Below are 16,840 nucleotides of genomic sequence, written 5' to 3'. Positions count from 1 at the left end.
TTATTTTTGACTAAATTTTACTTTTTAAAACTAGATCAGTGACATGCTCTAAGTAGCTATCTTCTTTCATTTCAGGAAGCAATGGATAACTCTGATTCGGTTGAATTCCTTGCCCTTCAATCATATTACCATTCGGCGTGTAGTAATGTGACACCGTCATTTGCAGTGCAGCACCACTCGGCAATGGGAATAATTTCTGTACCACGCCTTTACCATAACTATTTTCACCTACCACCCATGCACGCTTATGCTCTTTTAATGCAGCAGTAAAAACCTCGGCAGCCGAAGCAGAGCGATGATTAATTAAGATTCCAAGCTTAATATTTTGAAACTCATTCGAGGGTAAAGCCTGAAATTGTTGATCTCCTTCTGAACGACTCTTTGTCGTTACAATCAATCCTTGATTTAGGAATAAGTCTGTCGATTCAACAGCCGCGGACAACAAACCACCTGGATTATTGCGTAGATCAATAACCACCGCTTTTAGTCTAGTTGAACTATACTCTTCAATTAGACGTTTAATCTCATTGGCTGTATCTTGTTGAAACACTCTAATTTTCAGCACAAGTACCTGATTATGTAATAAAACAGGTTCAATATCCGTTTCCACTTTTTTATTTCGAACCAAAATCACCGTACTATTATTATTTTCTGGCTGTATTTGTACCGTACTGCCAATCGAACCATAAAGGAGTCCTTGCACTTGGTCTTGATTTAAACTTTTGAGCTCTTGATTATCCACTTTAAGTATAGCTTGCCCATTCACTAAACCGAGTTTGCTCGAGTCAGATCCTGCTTTTAAATCTTGAATCTGCCATAAACGTTCGTGATTATCATAACTTAAATTGAAATCAACAGAGGCAAGATCACCTTCCGTATATTGAATCAATTGGCGATATTCTTCAGCAGATAAATAACGAGAATAACGATCTAAACCACTCACCAAGCCCTTTATCGCTTGTTGAAATAGCGCATCATCCGATTTTTTATCGACATAGTTATCTTTAACAATGCCATAGATTTGTACAAATTGTTGAATAGATTCAAGTGGCACTTCGGCAGTACGACTGCTTGTGTCTTCATTCCACCCAGATGAATGTGGTGTCGGTGCTGCCAAAGCATGACTCCCCCAACACATCAACAAACTTGCAAATATCGCTTGATATATGTTGTTGTGTTGGGTCATTTTTTCACCTTATTTTAAAGTAATTAAGTTCTTGCCTTGCATGTCTGAAGGTACAGGAATATGCATCAAATGAAGTAAAGTTGGTGCAACATCAGCTAAGACACCGCCTTCAGCAATGGTTGCTTGCGTTGGGCCAACATAGATAAATGGCACTAATTCAGTGGTATGTTGCGTATGAACTTGCCCACTGTCGTAGTCTTGCATTTGCTCTACATTACCATGATCGGCGGTAATTAACATATGACCTTTGTTTGCCATCACTGCCTCATAGACACGCCCCAAACAAGTATCAACGGTTTCCACGGCTTTCACCGCAGCATCAAATACACCTGTATGTCCAACCATATCGCCATTGGCAAAGTTCACCACCAATAGATCAAACTCACCTGAGTTAATTGCATTCACCAACTCATCTGTGACTTCATAAGCACTCATTTCAGGCTTCAAATCATAAGTTGCGACATTCGGTGATGGGATTAAAATACGTTTTTCACCTTCATACTCATCTTCACGTCCACCGCTAAAGAAGAAGGTCACATGTGCATATTTCTCAGTTTCAGCAATACGTAATTGGGTTTTGCCTAAACTAGATAAATATTCACCAATTGAATTTTTTAACTCTTGAGGCATATAAGCTACAGGTGCATCAATACTTGCTTGATAACGCGTTAACATCACGAATTTAGACAAACTTGGAACGACTTTACGCGTAAATCCAGTAAAATCTTTCTCAACAAATGCACGAGTAATCTCACGAGCGCGATCCGCACGGAAATTCATAAATACAATGCTATCACCATCTTGTACTTTAACAATTTCACCAATGCGTGTTGCTTTAACAAACTCATCATTCTCGTTCTCAGCATAGGCTTGCTCCAAGCCCTCAACTGCTGAATTTACAACACGTGCCGCCTCACCTTCTGTCATTAAACGATAGGCTTGTTCAACACGATCCCAACGATTATCACGATCCATTGCAAAATAACGCCCAATCATTGACACAATACGACCTTGATTTGGATATTGTGCAAATAAAGTATCCAATTTTTCTAATGATGGTTTTGCGCTACGCGGTGGGGTATCACGACCATCAAGGAAAGCATGTAGATATACCGTTGCACCACGTTTTAATGCCAATTCACACATTGCCACAATATGATCTTCATGCGAGTGAACACCGCCTTCTGAAAGCAAACCCATCACATGCACAGCACCATGCGCTGCTTTGGCTTTTTCTACGGCATCAATTAACACTTCATGTTCAAAAAAATCGCCGGTACGAATATCTTTGGTAATACGAGTAAAATCTTGATACAACACACGACCTGCGCCAAGGTTCATATGTCCAACTTCAGAGTTGCCCATTTGACCGTCAGGTAATCCAACATCTTCGCCGGAACCGGAAATCAAACTATTTGGATGCTTCGCTTTCATCGTGGTGAGATTTGGTGTTTTTGCTGCTAAGTAAGCATTATCTTCAACGGCTTCACGATGTCCTACACCATCCATAATTACGAGAACGTGAGGAATTTTGCCAGCATTTGCATCCGTCATAATGGATTCTCTATTTGTCTATCATTTGATCGGCGTATTTTACCGAAATTTGCGGTAATTCTCTATGGCGTTAATGATGGCTTTCACCAATTAAAACCATCGAAAAATGAATGCTTATATTGAGTTCTTAATTGTATTTTGATCTAGGCGTTGATTCAGCATAGTGGTAATAACCTGCTGTGTATAATAGTCAATATCTTATTTTTCTCATAAAAGGTTTGTTGACCTTTACGATATAAAAAATAGCGAGTAACTAAAATTCAGTCACCAACCAAATTTACTACTCGCTATATCTCGTACCCTATTAAATCATCAAGACTGGTCTAAGTTCGAATCCATCTTGTACAGTTTTAATAGCATCTATTCACCTTTATCTTGCTCGATACAATAAGTAACTACCAACCATAAACATCAGCACAACGGGTAACAGTACAAACCAAGCAGGTGATGGTGCATAGACTAAACTTGCATAACCCAAGAAGTCTTGTAAATAGAAGAATCCTAGCCCTGTAAAAAGTGCAATCACGAGCCTAAAGCCCATCGATTGTTGACGCAGTGGGCCGAAAATAAATGAACAAGCAATCAAAACCAAAGTAATTAAAGCGAATGGTGCTGTGACCTTTTGCCAAAAAGCCAATTCATAGGTTTTTGGGACTTGGCTATATTCCGCTAAGTACTGCATAAAACTGATCAGTTGACTTGGAGACAAATCATCTGGATCTAAAGTCACCATATGTACATATTTAGGCTGTAAAGCCAAACCTAGCACCTGTTGCTCATGATCTGTTTTAATTGCATTACCTTGTTTGAGCAGATCAACTTGATGGGCTTGTCCTAACATCCATTGACCATCTTTGACAAACTGACCTTTTTCCGCTGTTACAAAAGACCTCAAACGATAGTCCTGATCAAAATCAATCGCCTGAACATTACGAAGCTGACCTTGGGAGTTCGCATAATCAATATAGATAAAACGTTGACCTTCACGCGACCAATAGCCTTTTACCTCACCCAGTGCAGCAACACTACGTTGGTTTTTTATACTTTGTGCTTTTTCATTGGTATATGGGATCACCCATTCACTGAGAACGAAAGACAAAATAATCAGCAAAAATGCTGAACGCATCACCCAGCCCACGATACGCCACAAACTAATGCCTACTGAGCGCATCACGATGAGTTCACTATTCGATGCAAGTGCGCCTAAGCCTAAGACCGAACCTATCAGTGCTGCCACAGGTAAAATTTCATATAAATAACGAGGTGCTCCCCACATTACATAAAGAAATGCTTGCCACGCAGTATAAGTTGGCTTGAGTGAACCTAATTCACCTAAATAAGTGAATAATACTTGTAGAAAGGACAATACGAGTGTTGTACCTAGCATCGCTAGGACTGTGGTTTTTGTCACATGTTTGGCGACTATTCGACGTGCTAACATTACAACCCCACTCGCTGAATACTTTTCTTAAGTTTTGGTGCTAGTTTTTGTTTACGGGCAAAAAGAGCTGCTGCGATCGCATAAACCAGCAATGCCACAGCATAAGCCCAAATATCTAATTCACCTTTACTAATTCGCGTTTTAATTGCGATCATCAATACAATCAAACTCGCAAAAATAAAAATTGACGGAATAAGGCGATAATATCGACCTTGACGAGGACTGACCTCCGATAATGCCACTGCAAGCATCAATGCCACAATAATTACAAAAGGACCAAAGATACGCCAACCAAGTTCACTTCGAATCACAGCATCATCACGCTTCAGCCATAACTTAGAGATAGGTAAAGCTTCCACATCATCACTTTCAAATTTCACATCTTTATCATTTTCTAGACGTAAACGATAAGATTGAAATTCTGCTTGGGTATAGCGTGGCTGATTCGGATAAATTTCGTAGCGACGACCTTGTACTAGATCAACGACATTGGCTGTATCATTTGCCATTTCAACACGTGTCGCTTCTTTCGCCAAAATCATTACATCAGGTTTATCTTCACGATCTGCTTTTTGATAATAAAAAATATCTTTTAAATTCTTACGGTCTTCAGACAACGAACCTGCATAAATGGTATAGGGACCTGAGGAAATAAACTCTTTAGGTCTAACCAAATCAAAACCGGCTCGTACCGCCTGTGTTTGCATTAAACTTTCGTAAGCACGTATCCCCGATGATGCGCCCCAAAACATCAATATTGCCTGAACAATCAAGAACACGAAGGTCATTGGTAACAATAGTTTAGCCAACTGATTACGACTGACACCACTGCCATTTAGAACCGCCATCTCATGGTCAACATATAAACGACCGAAAACCAACATGAGTCCAATAAAGAAGCCTAATGGCAAAATTAAGGTCAGAAACTCTGGCAAACGATAAGCAATAATACTCAGCAACACATTAGCATCTAAACGCCCCTGTGCAGCTCGCCCAAATATCTTGATTAACTGTCCACCCATAATAATTAAAGTGAGCAAGGCCGTCACAACCAAAGAGGTAGATACCACTTGTTTGACGAGATAACGCCGAATAATCAAAGTAATGCTTCCAAAAATAGACCAATCGAGGGGTAGTGCTAGTTTACCCGAATGTTAAAAATATAAAACCTATCGCTTGTTGCGGATTGCAACCTCATATCCGAAAGTGTTTAATGGACTTATCTTTCTTTTTTGCTGCTTAGGTTCTATACAAACAATGAAATTTACCCTTCATACCGCATTCCCAACACAGTCGTCTAGTGAATCTTTGTGGATTTTGGTTGATTCAGAACAATTACAACAGAACTTAAAGACTTATCAAATCAATCATCTAGAAGATGTTCTGAGTGCCACACAGTTCAAAGCTGGTTTTAATGAAAATATTGCACTGATTACCAATATCGCTGTGCAAGCCAATGCACATTTGCTCGGTTTAGGCAAAAGTGCCGAAGTAAAGGCAATAAAATTAGCAAAACTCGCACAAACGATTATCAAATCATCACAAAATAAATTTAGACAAATCACCGTAGATCTCAGCGCATTACCAACGAATCTACATTATTTATTTGCCTTAAGTTTAACCCAAGCTGCCTATGCTTATGATGAATTTAAATCAAAAAAAAATGAGTTCATCTTAGAAACTATCAATCTGGTTTCAGATAAAACCGCACTTGATGATGCTCAATTAAATTTAATTCACGCTGTACAATCTGGACAGAACTATGCACGTGATTTAGGTAACCGTCCCGGCAATATCTGTTTTCCTGAATATCTTGCAGACCAAGCCATTGCGCTTGCAGCACAATATCCTGATTTATTAAAAGTCACCATCCTCAATGAACAGCAAATGGCTGATTTGGGAATGAATGCTTTTCTTGCTGTCAGCAAAGGTTCTGATCGTCCTGGTCGAATTATTACACTTGAATACAACACCCAAATTGATCAAGCACCTGTCGTATTGGTCGGTAAAGGTGTGACCTTTGATACAGGAGGTATTTCATTGAAACCGGGCTTAGGCATGGATGAAATGAAATTCGATATGTGTGGTGCTGCTTCAGTGTTAGGTACGATGCAAGCACTTTGTGAAGCTCGCCTTCCAATCCATGTGGTTGGAGCAATCGCTGCGGCAGAAAATATGCCTTCTGGTCATGCAACTCGTCCAGGAGACATCGTCACCACCATGAGTGGGCAAACGGTTGAAATTTTAAATACTGATGCGGAAGGTCGCCTCGTTCTTTGTGATACGTTGACGTATATCAAACGCTTTAATCCTACACTCGTCATTGATATTGCAACACTGACAGGTGCTTGTGTCGTTGCGCTCGGAAAAGTTGTCAGTGGGCTATTCTCACCAGACGATGAACTAGTGCAAGAGCTACAACAAGCAGGTGAACAATCGCTTGACCGTGTATGGCGTATGCCTGTGATGGAAGAATATCAAGAATTACTTGATTCACCTTTTGCCGATATTGCCAATATTGGTGGTCCTTACGGCGGTGCAATTACCGCAGCATGTTTCCTTGAGCGTTTCACGCGCGATTATCGTTGGGCGCATCTTGATGTGGCTGGTACAGCATGGTTATCTGGTGCAGCCAAAGGTGCAACAGGTCGTCCAGTACCGTTACTTATGCAGTTTTTAGCTAATCGCACAGAATCGAATAACTAACACATGACACAAGTTAGTTTTTATCTGTTTGAAAATAGCATAGAACGGCAAGTCGAAAGTGCTTGCCGTTTATGTCGAAAAATTTTGAATCAGCACCCACAGATTTGGTGGTATTGTGTTGATTCAAATTTACAAAATGAGTTGGATGACAAGCTATGGAGTTTTGATCCAAGTAGCTTTATTCCTCATGGAATTGATCAGTTGAATAGCCCAGTATGTATTTCAGCTGAATTACCGCCATCCAAGGATTGGATTGTGTTTAATTTTAACAATCATGCACTTGAACAAACTCAAGATTTTCGCCACATTATCGAAATTATTGAAAATAATGAAACTGCAAAACAGATCGGGCGAGAGAAATTTAAGATGTATCGTCGTTTAGGCGTTGAGCCACGCACATTTAAATTATAAGTCTGTAAACAATAGCATCATGTAAGGAGTGTCGTGTGGCATTAAATGTAGGACAGGATTTTAAAAAGCGTTGGTTAAATACACCTGAAGCGGTACGTCAGACCTATCAGGAAGATTTAGCTCGTATCTGTGATCTACTGTTACCACAAACACAAATCCAAACATGGATACAACTCGAAGAAAAAGCTCAGCTACGCTCTCAACAACGCATTGATCAAGCCTATGCCAATCTAAAAGCTGAGTTGATTGAACAAGCACGCATTCGTAAACAATTGGCTTTGGAAAAAGCCTTAGAAGAAAAACGTGCAACCGAAGCCGCTTATGCTGCTCAACTGCAAGCGGATGAATTAAATCAATTTGAGCAACAAACTGAAAACCTCGTTGCACTACGTCATCATATTGATCAAGAAATTGCACAACAAACTGAGCGTTATCAAGCGAATCCTGAACAGCCAAGCATTGATTATGCTCAAGGGCAACGTGTTCAGATTGACGACCAGCAAATCCTATCTGAGCTTGAAAGTGTACGTGTTCGTTTGGAGCTAGAAGCGGAAAGCTTGATAGAACAAGCAGTGACTGTATTCCGTGCCAAATTACATGCGCTCGCACAAGATGAAATTGATTATATTTTGAAAAATAGTGAATTCTCAGACGAGAAATAATAAAAAAGCCCAGTTTCAACTGGGCCTTTTTATGTTTCATTTTTTATTTTAAAAAACCATTCTCAGCCAAAAATGCCATACTGATATTCGATTCAGTTTTTTGTTCAGCTGCTTTATCACCTAACAATAAGCGTTCGATATAACGTGCGAGCACATCGACCTCTAAATTAACTTTTGTACCAACTTGCCATGTGCCAATATTAGTACGCTCAGCAGTATGAGGGATGAGATTCAAACTCAGAATATTACCACGCAAATGGTTAATGGTCAGACTAATCCCATCGACAGTTACAGAACCTTTTTCTGCTAGATATTTTGCCAACTCAACAGGTGCTGTCACTTCAAAATATAATGAACGTGCGTCTTGTCGAACGACTGTAATTTCTCCAAGACCATCAACATGCCCACTGACAATATGCCCACCAAAACGAGTTGTTGGCAACATTGCTTTTTCAACATTGACAGCTTGACCTACTTTCCATTGACCTAAAGTCGTTCGATTTAAACTCTCACGAGACACATCCGCAGCATACCAATGTTCGCCCCATTCGATCACTGTGAGACAAATTCCATTAGTTGCAATTGAATCACCTAAATGCACATCAGACATATCCAAATCAGTTTGAATACGTAGACGTACATCACCGCCTACACTTTGTAAGCTCTCAACCTTACCTAAACTTTCAATAATGCCTGTAAACATGGGAGTTCTAACCTAATCTTATGCAATATATGCCATAGTGAATCGAATACCTTAAAGCAAAGCCCCAGAGATAACAAGGGACTCCAAGTTCAAATACTTGCAATAAAAAAGGCGATCCATCGATCACCTTTTATTATTTTCAATCTTAAATTACTGCATTTCAGAGATACGTTTATTGACTGTCTGTTTAAGCTCAACCGTATTATTTAACAAGAAATGGCTAAAAAATAATTTATAACCTAATACACCTAAGCAAGCACCAACAATCGGTGCAAAGATAGGCACAATAAAATAAGGAATATCACGACCGCCAGTAAAAGCAATTGAACCCCAGCCTGAAAAATAGGCCACAATTTTAGGGCCAAAATCACGTGCAGGATTCATAGCAAAGCCTGTTAATGGACCAAAAGAAGCTCCAATGACGGCAACTAATAAACCCACCAAAATTGGTGCTAAAGCGCCACGTGGTAAACCATTTCGATCATCCCCAATCGCCATGATGAGCCAAAGTAATAACATGGTGATAAACATTTCCACCATAAATGCCTGTCCAATAGACAATAAATGATGTGGATAGGTTGAGAAAATTCCAGCCAACTCCAAACTCTCGACACTCCCCCGCACCATATGGTGTGTTTGCTCATAATCCATAAATAGATTGCTATACAAACCATAGACCAATAGCGCGCCTAAAGCGGCACCAGAAACTTGAGAAATAATATAGAAAGGAACTTTACGTTTATCAAAACCAGCAAACAATGCTAATGCAATCGTGACGGCAGGATTGAGATGAGCTCCAGAAATACCTGCAGATAAATAAACAGCCAATGCTACCGCCAAGCCCCATACAAGACTGATTTCCCATAGCCCTAAACCTGCTCCCGCAAGTTTAAGCGCAGCCACAACACCAATACCAAAAGATAAAAAAACTGCGGTAGCAAAAAATTCAGCTATACATTGTCCCAACAAGCTGGGTTCCGAGCGACTCATCACAACCTCTCTTGGTCAGTGCTGCGTATAGGCATGACCTGAAATAAAGCTCGGCAAAATATATTCATTTTCGAAAATGATCAATATTCTTCTGGAAGTTTTTCAACCAAATAGTAAAATATTTTTTGTAAATAAAAAAGATTAAACCACGCAACAAGAATAGATAAGCAATTGTTTTTAATTAATTTAAATGTAAACAGGTGTTCGAAAGACTTATTTAAATTCAATGATAATTCATGTAAAAACAATCATTTATTTTATAAAATTATATGTATTAGCAAGAAAGTGAAAAAAAGAGAAAATAGACACCACTTTATCCAAAAATGGTGTCTACTTGAATTTACCAAAGTGCAAGCTGAGTACTATTACCTGTCGTATCAACACCACCCAACTCAGCAAAATGATATAACTGCCCTAAAAGCTGTCGTAATGGAGGACCAGACTTCGCATGGGTATCCGTAATCACAATAAATTCAAGAACACGTGCACGTTCTGATTGACGCTGTTTACTCACTCGATAACGCGGTACATCTTGAGTTAACAAAGTCACTTTGCCGCGCTTTAAATTAGCAGTAAGCAAATCTTTAGGTTCAATATTTCCATCAGTCGAATAACTAGTCAAAATATAGCGAGCATTAATGGTTTCCAATAACTTTTCATAAGCTTCTTTCGCATACTTAGAAGAGTTATAAGGACTTGGGCGCTCTTTACGCCATGCTCGATCAATTCCACTCTTAAAGCCTTTGGTATCAGGTGATGGTAAATCCACTTGATCCCATAAAGTCAGAGCATTTAAAACATGGTAGTTACTGCTGTAGGCATGCTGATTATAAGGTGGATCAAGATACGCCACATCAACTTCAAAACCACTCATTTGGTTGGCTAAATGCTGTGCATCAACACACCACATTTCAGCCGCAGGTCGTTTGGGATCACCTATCTCACAGAAACGGCTCGGTGTAAGCCATATTAATGACTCGATCCGTTCTAGCGCCGTTTGCGTACGTCCGCCCCAGCCCTGATGAAAACTTTTAAAAACCCCACTGGTATTACTGACAAAACTTGCTGAATACAGTAAGGGTGCCAATAAAGCACTCATTTCCACATCATTGATTGCACCTTGTGCTTGCCACGTTGCGATCTGCTGACGAATTGCATCAATACGCATCCCATTACGGCGTTTGAAAAACAAACGGTCACGAGCAGGATCATACACATCATCATTACGTGGACAAAGATTATGTGTCACCCAGCCTTTGACTTCAGGTAAACGGTTCAAGTAATCAATTGCTTTCTGATACCCCCCCAATTCTTTAAATGCAGGTGCATCAACACAGGCTAAAATCGCGTTGTTCAACGCATGGCTATACGGTTCCCAGTCATTTGCAATGACACGATAGCCATTTTGACGTGCTAAACGTGAGACCACACCACTCCCCGCAAAGAAATCAGCAAAAATCGGTGGGTTCTTTTTCTTACTATTCAGTGTGCCTGTAATCTCAAGTGCTTCTAAAATGAGATGCAGCAGTCGACGCTTATTGCCTAAATAAGGTACTAACTGATGAAAAAGATATTCGTCAGTCGTACGTGCTGCATGACGACGCTTGTGATAAACCGATGGTTCTGGATTCATATCATCTCTTGGGTAGGGAGCAATCTTAGGCGAATATCTTGCCCAAGTTGGGTGACATCGACCAACTCAAAACGCAGTTGCTCTGCCATTTCGCTAAATTCAGCATTGAACATTGCTCGCGCAGATTGACCAAGTAAAGTCGGTGCAACATAACTGATCATTTCATCAACCAAACCTTGTTGTAAAAAGGCTGTTGATAACGTTGCACCTGCCTCAACCAATACATCATAAATTTGATATTGTTGAGTTAAGGTCTGCAATAATTGACTCAATGGTTGCGGTGCTAATTGTATCACGCCTAAATCAGCAAGTTCTTGACGAAATGGTGTCATCACCATCACTGTTTCAGGATTTTTCAAAATCTTTGCTGAAAGTGGTAACAGTCCTTGGCGGTCTAAAACAATTCGTTTGGGTTGAACAACAGCAGCGAGGTCAATTCCATTCAATGCGCGCACATTCAGTTCACAGTCATCGGCAAGCACCGTTTGAATCCCTGTAATTACTGCACCAGAAATTGCACGCCAATGCTGCACATCTTGTCTAGCGACAGTTCCAGTTATCCACTTTGATTCACCTGATGCCATTGCAGTACGTCCATCCAAACTGGATGCAATTTTTAGACGCACATAAGGCAAACCTGTCGACATGGCTTTTAAAAAACCGAAATTCAGCGCTGCTGCACTTTTTGTGCACACACCTGTTGCAACTTCAATGCCTGCATCCTGTAGAATCTTAATGCCCTTACCTGCAACCAATGGATTTGGGTCAAAGCAAGCAAGCACCACTTTTTTTACTTGGGCTTTAACTAGTGCTTCAGCACAAGGCGGCGTTCTACCATAATGTGCACAAGGTTCTAAGGTCACATAAGCCGTTGCATCTTTAGCATGTTCGCCCGCTTGGCGAAGTGCAAAAACTTCTGCGTGGGGTTGACCCGCTTGAGGGTGATAGCCCTCTCCAATCAGCTGCCCATCTTTGACAATAACGCAACCCACATTAGGATTCGGCTTGGTTGAATATTGTCCCAGACGAGCCAATTCAATTGCTCGTTGCATCCAATACTGATCTTGAGTGAATTCAGACATTATTTCTCTAACTTAGGCTTCATTTTCACGTTGTTGCATCTGCTCAATTTGACGGCGGAATGCTTCTACATCTTGGAAATCTTGATACACCGAGGCAAATCGAACATAAGCCACATGATCTAGCGCAAATAATGCCTGCATCACCACTTCACCAATTGTTCTAGACTTGACATCACGTTCACCCAAACGACGAATTTGGGATTGTATATCACTGAGTACCGTTTCGATTTGCTCTTGAGTCACGGGGCGTTTCTGTAAAGCATGCATCAATGAACGACGTAGTTTTGCTTCGTCAAATGGCTCACTCTTTGTATCAGATTTGATGACCCGTGGCATCACCATTTCATAACTTTCAAATGTGGTAAAACGCTCACCACAAATCGTACATTCTCGACGACGACGGATTTGGCAACCCTCAGCAGCTAGGCGAGAGTCGATGACTTTACTATCAGCAGCGTTACAAAATGGACAATGCATAGTTGTGCGATTATTTACTCACTTGCTTTAAGTGTAGCAAAGTTTCTGCAATTGCTGAACTAACATAAAAAAGGCATAAAAAAACAGCCTGATTAGGCTGTTTTTTCAACGAGAGATTGCAATCAATTATTCAATACGTTCGCCATGTTGGCTCAGGTCAAGACCCATACGCTCATCATCAGCACTTACGCGGATACCAATCACAAGGTCAATCACTTTAAGGATAATGAAGGTCACAACCGCGCTATATACGATTGTTGCCAACACGCCTTCTACTTGTACCCATAATTGACCAGCAAATGTTGGAGCAAGTGTTACGTTTGCAGCTTTGATGATTTCATCGCTACAGAAAATGCCTGTGAGTACTGCACCTAAAATACCACCCACAGCATGTAAACCAAATGCATCTAACGCATCATCAGCTTTGAGTAAACGTTTAAGTGCTGTAATACCCCAGAAGCAGACTACGCCACCGATTAAGCCCATAACTAATGCGCCACCAACACCAACAAAACCAGCAGCAGGTGTGATGACAACTAGACCAGCAACCGCACCTGATGCACCACCAAGAACAGACGCTTTACCACGAACAAGACGCTCAACAATCAACCAAGAGAATGCAGCAGCAGCGGCAGCAACTTGAGTCACAAGAATCGCCATACTTGCACGAGCACCAGCACCTAAAGCACTACCGCCGTTAAAGCCGAACCAACCTACCCAAATTAAGCTTGCGCCAATCACAGTAAGAGTAAGGTTGTGCGGTGCCATTGATTCACGACCTAAACCAGCACGTTTACCAAGCATATATGCAGCAACTAAACCAGCAACACCAGCATTGATGTGGACAACAGTACCACCAGCAAAATCTAATGCGCCTGCTTTAAATAACCAGCCATCAGCCGCCCAAACCCAGTGGGTAATTGGTGCATAAACTAAGATGACCCAGATTGCAATAAATGCCATGAATGCAGAATATTTCATACGATCTGCAATCGAACCACTAATGATTGCAACAGTGATAATCGCAAAAGTCATTTGGAAAATCACAAATAAGCTTTCAGGAATTGTTCCACTTAAAGCATCGTATGCAACACCATTCAGCATGACTTTAGCAAAATCGCCAACGTAAGCACCTGATCCAGAGAATGCTAGTGAATAACCCGCGATAACCCAAATCAAGCTGACTAAAATCGCAGCAGAAAGACTGAACATCATGGTGCTAAGTACGTTTTTCTTACGAACCATACCACCATAGAATAAAGCTAGACCTGGAATGGTCATTAACAAAACGAGTGCTGTTGAAACGAGAATCCAAGCTGTGTCACCTGTATCTACTTTCGCTTCTGTTGCAGGAGCTGGAGCGGCTTCCGCAGGAGCTGGCGCTTCTGCTACAACGTCTACAGTTGACGCTGCTACAGCATCGGATGCCGCTACAGTTTGTTCAGTTACAGGTGTTGAAGCAGCTTCTTCTGCCCAAACAACTGCTGAACCACCTAAAAGTGCGCTAGATAGACTAAGCGCCATAAGCATTTTTTTCATTCGTGTCCCCCAACCTTATTTTGTGAGTTATCTCTATTGTTCCTAACTCAGCAAACTTTATGCCAATTTAGACAGCATCTGGTCCAGTTTCACCAGTACGAATACGGATGACTTGTTCCAAATTCGTAACAAAGATTTTCCCGTCACCAATTTTCCCTGTGCTTGCCACGCGAGTAATAGACTCAATGACCGCATCGACCATTTCATCGCTAATCGCAATTTCAATTTTTACTTTTGGTAAGAAATCAACCACATATTCTGCACCACGATACAGTTCGGTATGACCTTTTTGGCGCCCAAAACCTTTGACTTCTGTCACGGTAATTCCTTGAACACCAATATCAGACAATGCTTCACGCACGTCATCGAGTTTGAATGGTTTTACAATTGCAGTTACAAGCTTCATGTGTATTTTCCTTCGGCTTCTTTTTCACCAGTAAGGTTTTATGTTCAATTTTCATGCCAATATTCAAAGAAGGGGGCTTTTTGAATAGTGCGTATGAGCTTTCTTTATAACCTATTTGGGCTTGAAGATGTAGATAGTTAATCGAAAATAAGTTTCATTTGCCACGGTTTAACTCAATCTAGAGAATAACATCCGAGTTGATTTGAACAAAACTATGGGATTGCTGAAAGCAATGGTACACTTACAACAAATACATATAACCTATTGAGCACTTTATGATTGAAACTCTTTTACAAGCAATTTTGCAACAAGTTGATCAGCCTAAAAAAGATTTAGAAAAAAACTTACGTGCATTATTAAACGAAAGTATCGAAAAATTAGATTTAGTTTCTAAACAAGAACTCGAACGCCAGAAAATAGCGCTGAATTTAGCCAACCAACGCCTCACTGCGTTACAACAGCAAATGAGTACCCTAGAAAAAATGGTGCAAGATCAAAAATAAGCACCAGTTTAGCGCAACAATCAACAAAAATGATTAAAAATAAAGCACCATGATGGAACAATAATAAAATGTCTTTCGCAAAAGTTTATACAAGGGGCTTATTGGGGCTTCATGCTCCTCAAATTGAGGTCGAAGTTCACATCAGCTCTGGTCTCCCCTCCTTAACCATTGTAGGTCTAGCAGAAGCGGCCGTCAGGGAAAGTAAAGATCGTGTTCGATCTGCAATTATTAATAGTGGTTTTTTGTTTCCAACCAAACGTTTAACGATAAATTTAGCACCAGCAGATCTTCCTAAAGATGGCTCTAGATTAGACTTGCCAATTGCACTTGGGATTTTGATTGCATCAGGTCAATTACCTGAAAACTGCACTGAAGGGTTTGAATTAATTGGTGAACTTGCACTCGATGGACATTTACGCCCTGTTTCAGGCGTATTACCAATTGCGATGGCTTGTCAACACGCCCAACATCGCTTATTAGTTCCTACTGCTAATCTAAAGGAAGCAAATCAACTTCCAAATTTTGAGGTTTATGGCGCACAACATTTGCAAGAAGTATGCGCACACTTTTCGGGCAGTTCTCAACTACAGGCTTCACCAAAACAAGAAAATATAACGTCTGCTTATTATCAATTCGATCTCGCTGATGTCAAAGGTCAATTGCGTCCTCGTCGTGCATTAGAAATTGCAGCTGCGGGTGGGCATTCTTTACTTTTTAAAGGTCCACCTGGTACAGGTAAAACCTTACTTGCATCTCGACTCCCTTCGATTTTACCGCCATTAAATGCACAAGAAAATTTAGAAGTCGCTAGTATCTATTCAGTTGCGAATGCTCAACACACCTTTGGACAACGCCCTTTCCGTGCTCCACACCATACAGCATCAGCAATCGCCTTGGTTGGAGGTGGTTCACAACCAAAACCGGGGGAAATTACGCTTGCACACTTAGGAGTCCTATTCTTAGATGAACTCCCTGAATTTGATCGTAAAGTACTTGAGGTTCTCAGACAACCACTAGAGTCAAAAGAGATTGTTATCTCTCGTGCCGCTAGACAAATGACGTTTCCTGCAAATTTTCAGTTTATTGCAGCAATGAATCCATGCCCTTGTGGTTATGCATTTAATCGGGACAGTCGCTGTCAGTGTTCACCTGAAAGTATTCAACGTTATCAAAACCGTATCTCTGGACCGCTATTGGATCGTATTGATTTACATATTGATGTACCTCCCTTACAAGCCAAAGAGTTACAAGACCACGCAGCGACCGAGAACTCTGAAATTGTACGACAACGTGTCATTACCGCTTACGAGAAACAAATCCTCAGACAGCAGTGTTTAAATCAAGCACTTTCTCCAAAGTTGTTGGAAAAACATGCGCTTTTAGATCAAGATTCAATCAAAATTATTGAAATGGCACAACAACGCTTAAATCTTTCTGCGCGTGCCTACCATCGGGTCTTACGCGTTGCACGTACAATCGCCGATCTAGCCGAAAGTGATCCAATTTTAAGCAGCCATTTAACCGAAGCATTGTCCTATCGAGGATAA

Annotated in this window: 16 protein-coding genes; 5 read left to right on the top strand and 11 right to left on the bottom strand. The window is 40.7% G+C overall.

Going from position 1 to position 16,840, the window contains the following annotated elements; genetic code table 11:
- Nucleotides 1–10: 10 nt before the first annotated feature.
- The 4 genes from MMP60_RS08100 to lptF all read right to left on the bottom strand — a co-directional run bounded on the left by MMP60_RS08100 (nucleotide 11) and on the right by lptF (nucleotide 5,281).
- Nucleotides 11–1,186, bottom strand: coding sequence for a S41 family peptidase (locus tag MMP60_RS08100; RefSeq protein ID WP_241335789.1), 1,176 nt, complete (start codon nucleotides 1,184–1,186; stop codon nucleotides 11–13).
- Between the two features lie 9 nt (nucleotides 1,187–1,195).
- Nucleotides 1,196–2,740, bottom strand: a complete 1,545-nt coding sequence (gene gpmI / locus MMP60_RS08095; protein WP_241335788.1) for a 2,3-bisphosphoglycerate-independent phosphoglycerate mutase — start codon at nucleotides 2,738–2,740, stop codon at nucleotides 1,196–1,198.
- A gap of 370 nt (nucleotides 2,741–3,110) precedes the next feature.
- Nucleotides 3,111–4,181 (bottom strand): LPS export ABC transporter permease LptG, encoded by a 1,071-nt coding sequence (gene lptG, locus MMP60_RS08090; RefSeq protein ID WP_241335787.1) that lies wholly within the window; start codon nucleotides 4,179–4,181, stop codon nucleotides 3,111–3,113.
- On the bottom strand, nucleotides 4,181–5,281 hold the full coding sequence (gene lptF, locus MMP60_RS08085) for an LPS export ABC transporter permease LptF (RefSeq protein ID WP_241335786.1): 1,101 nt from the start codon (nucleotides 5,279–5,281) through the stop codon (nucleotides 4,181–4,183). The genes lptG and lptF overlap by 1 nt, the downstream gene beginning before the upstream one ends.
- 157 nt (nucleotides 5,282–5,438) lie before the next feature.
- On the opposite strand from lptF, the gene MMP60_RS08080 reads away from it, so the two are divergent.
- From MMP60_RS08080 to MMP60_RS08070, 3 genes are read left to right on the top strand one after another with little or no spacing between them, the layout of a single operon-like run.
- Nucleotides 5,439–6,887 (top strand): leucyl aminopeptidase, encoded by a 1,449-nt coding sequence (locus MMP60_RS08080; RefSeq protein ID WP_241335785.1) that lies wholly within the window; start codon nucleotides 5,439–5,441, stop codon nucleotides 6,885–6,887.
- A gap of 3 nt (nucleotides 6,888–6,890) precedes the next feature.
- Nucleotides 6,891–7,298: a DNA polymerase III subunit chi gene (locus MMP60_RS08075; protein WP_241335784.1), complete on the top strand. Its 408-nt coding sequence runs from the start codon at nucleotides 6,891–6,893 to the stop codon at nucleotides 7,296–7,298.
- Between the two features lie 35 nt (nucleotides 7,299–7,333).
- Complete coding sequence (locus tag MMP60_RS08070; RefSeq protein WP_241335783.1) at nucleotides 7,334–7,960, top strand: hypothetical protein; 627 nt, start codon at nucleotides 7,334–7,336, stop codon at nucleotides 7,958–7,960.
- Nucleotides 7,961–8,003: 43 nt separating this feature from the next.
- Here the strand turns inward: MMP60_RS08070 and MMP60_RS08065 are convergent, their stop codons facing one another.
- The 7 genes from MMP60_RS08065 to glnK form a co-directional block, all read right to left on the bottom strand.
- Complete coding sequence (locus MMP60_RS08065; RefSeq protein ID WP_241335782.1) at nucleotides 8,004–8,663, bottom strand: riboflavin synthase; 660 nt, start codon at nucleotides 8,661–8,663, stop codon at nucleotides 8,004–8,006.
- A gap of 150 nt (nucleotides 8,664–8,813) precedes the next feature.
- A complete protein-coding gene (locus tag MMP60_RS08060; protein ID WP_241335781.1) occupies nucleotides 8,814–9,653 on the bottom strand; it encodes an MIP/aquaporin family protein in 840 nt (279 codons plus the stop codon).
- 340 nt (nucleotides 9,654–9,993) lie between these two features.
- On the bottom strand, nucleotides 9,994–11,286 hold the full coding sequence (locus MMP60_RS08055) for a DNA adenine methylase (RefSeq protein WP_004659442.1): 1,293 nt from the start codon (nucleotides 11,284–11,286) through the stop codon (nucleotides 9,994–9,996).
- Nucleotides 11,283–12,368, bottom strand: a complete 1,086-nt coding sequence (ribD, locus tag MMP60_RS08050; protein WP_241335780.1) for a bifunctional diaminohydroxyphosphoribosylaminopyrimidine deaminase/5-amino-6-(5-phosphoribosylamino)uracil reductase RibD — start codon at nucleotides 12,366–12,368, stop codon at nucleotides 11,283–11,285. Before ribD ends, MMP60_RS08055 begins: the two co-directional genes overlap by 4 nt.
- Nucleotides 12,369–12,380: 12 nt before the next feature.
- The gene (gene nrdR / locus MMP60_RS08045; protein WP_018679125.1) at nucleotides 12,381–12,845 is read right to left on the bottom strand and encodes a transcriptional regulator NrdR; all 465 of its coding nucleotides are present in this window, start codon (nucleotides 12,843–12,845) and stop codon (nucleotides 12,381–12,383) included.
- Nucleotides 12,846–12,971: 126 nt separating this feature from the next.
- The gene (locus MMP60_RS08040) at nucleotides 12,972–14,384 is read right to left on the bottom strand and encodes an ammonium transporter (RefSeq protein WP_241335779.1); all 1,413 of its coding nucleotides are present in this window, start codon (nucleotides 14,382–14,384) and stop codon (nucleotides 12,972–12,974) included.
- 67 nt (nucleotides 14,385–14,451) lie between these two features.
- Nucleotides 14,452–14,790, bottom strand: a complete 339-nt coding sequence (gene glnK, locus MMP60_RS08035; protein WP_000780326.1) for a P-II family nitrogen regulator — start codon at nucleotides 14,788–14,790, stop codon at nucleotides 14,452–14,454.
- Between the two features lie 275 nt (nucleotides 14,791–15,065).
- Between glnK and MMP60_RS08030 the strand changes: the two genes are divergently transcribed.
- On the top strand, nucleotides 15,066–15,293 hold the full coding sequence (locus MMP60_RS08030) for an accessory factor UbiK family protein (RefSeq protein WP_241335778.1): 228 nt from the start codon (nucleotides 15,066–15,068) through the stop codon (nucleotides 15,291–15,293).
- A gap of 68 nt (nucleotides 15,294–15,361) precedes the next feature.
- Nucleotides 15,362–16,840, top strand: a complete 1,479-nt coding sequence (locus MMP60_RS08025; protein ID WP_241335777.1) for a YifB family Mg chelatase-like AAA ATPase — start codon at nucleotides 15,362–15,364, stop codon at nucleotides 16,838–16,840.

Origin of the sequence: Acinetobacter sp. ANC 4805 (assembly GCF_022549495.1) — a bacterium.
Lineage (GTDB): Bacteria > Pseudomonadota > Gammaproteobacteria > Pseudomonadales > Moraxellaceae > Acinetobacter.
Note: the sequence above shows the minus strand (reverse complement) of the source record. Positions and strands in the feature narration are given on the sequence as shown.

Bases quoted from the DNA above. Each gene is read 5' to 3' on its own strand.
- MMP60_RS08100 (WP_241335789.1), bottom strand. From the start codon at position 1,186: ATGACCCAACACAACAACATATATCAAGCGATATTTGCAAGTTTGTTG.
- gpmI (WP_241335788.1), bottom strand. From the start codon at position 2,740: ATGACGGATGCAAATGCTGGCAAAATTCCTCACGTTCTCGTAATTATG.
- lptG (WP_241335787.1), bottom strand. From the start codon at position 4,181: ATGTTAGCACGTCGAATAGTCGCCAAACATGTGACAAAAACCACAGTC.
- MMP60_RS08080 (WP_241335785.1), top strand. From the start codon at position 5,439: ATGAAATTTACCCTTCATACCGCATTCCCAACACAGTCGTCTAGTGAA.
- MMP60_RS08075 (WP_241335784.1), top strand. From the start codon at position 6,891: ATGACACAAGTTAGTTTTTATCTGTTTGAAAATAGCATAGAACGGCAA.
- MMP60_RS08065 (WP_241335782.1), bottom strand. From the start codon at position 8,663: ATGTTTACAGGCATTATTGAAAGTTTAGGTAAGGTTGAGAGCTTACAA.
- MMP60_RS08060 (WP_241335781.1), bottom strand. From the start codon at position 9,653: ATGAGTCGCTCGGAACCCAGCTTGTTGGGACAATGTATAGCTGAATTT.
- MMP60_RS08055 (WP_004659442.1), bottom strand. From the start codon at position 11,286: ATGAATCCAGAACCATCGGTTTATCACAAGCGTCGTCATGCAGCACGT.
- ribD (WP_241335780.1), bottom strand. From the start codon at position 12,368: ATGTCTGAATTCACTCAAGATCAGTATTGGATGCAACGAGCAATTGAA.
- nrdR (WP_018679125.1), bottom strand. From the start codon at position 12,845: ATGCATTGTCCATTTTGTAACGCTGCTGATAGTAAAGTCATCGACTCT.
- MMP60_RS08040 (WP_241335779.1), bottom strand. From the start codon at position 14,384: ATGAAAAAAATGCTTATGGCGCTTAGTCTATCTAGCGCACTTTTAGGT.
- glnK (WP_000780326.1), bottom strand. From the start codon at position 14,790: ATGAAGCTTGTAACTGCAATTGTAAAACCATTCAAACTCGATGACGTG.
- MMP60_RS08030 (WP_241335778.1), top strand. From the start codon at position 15,066: ATGATTGAAACTCTTTTACAAGCAATTTTGCAACAAGTTGATCAGCCT.
- MMP60_RS08025 (WP_241335777.1), top strand. From the start codon at position 15,362: ATGTCTTTCGCAAAAGTTTATACAAGGGGCTTATTGGGGCTTCATGCT.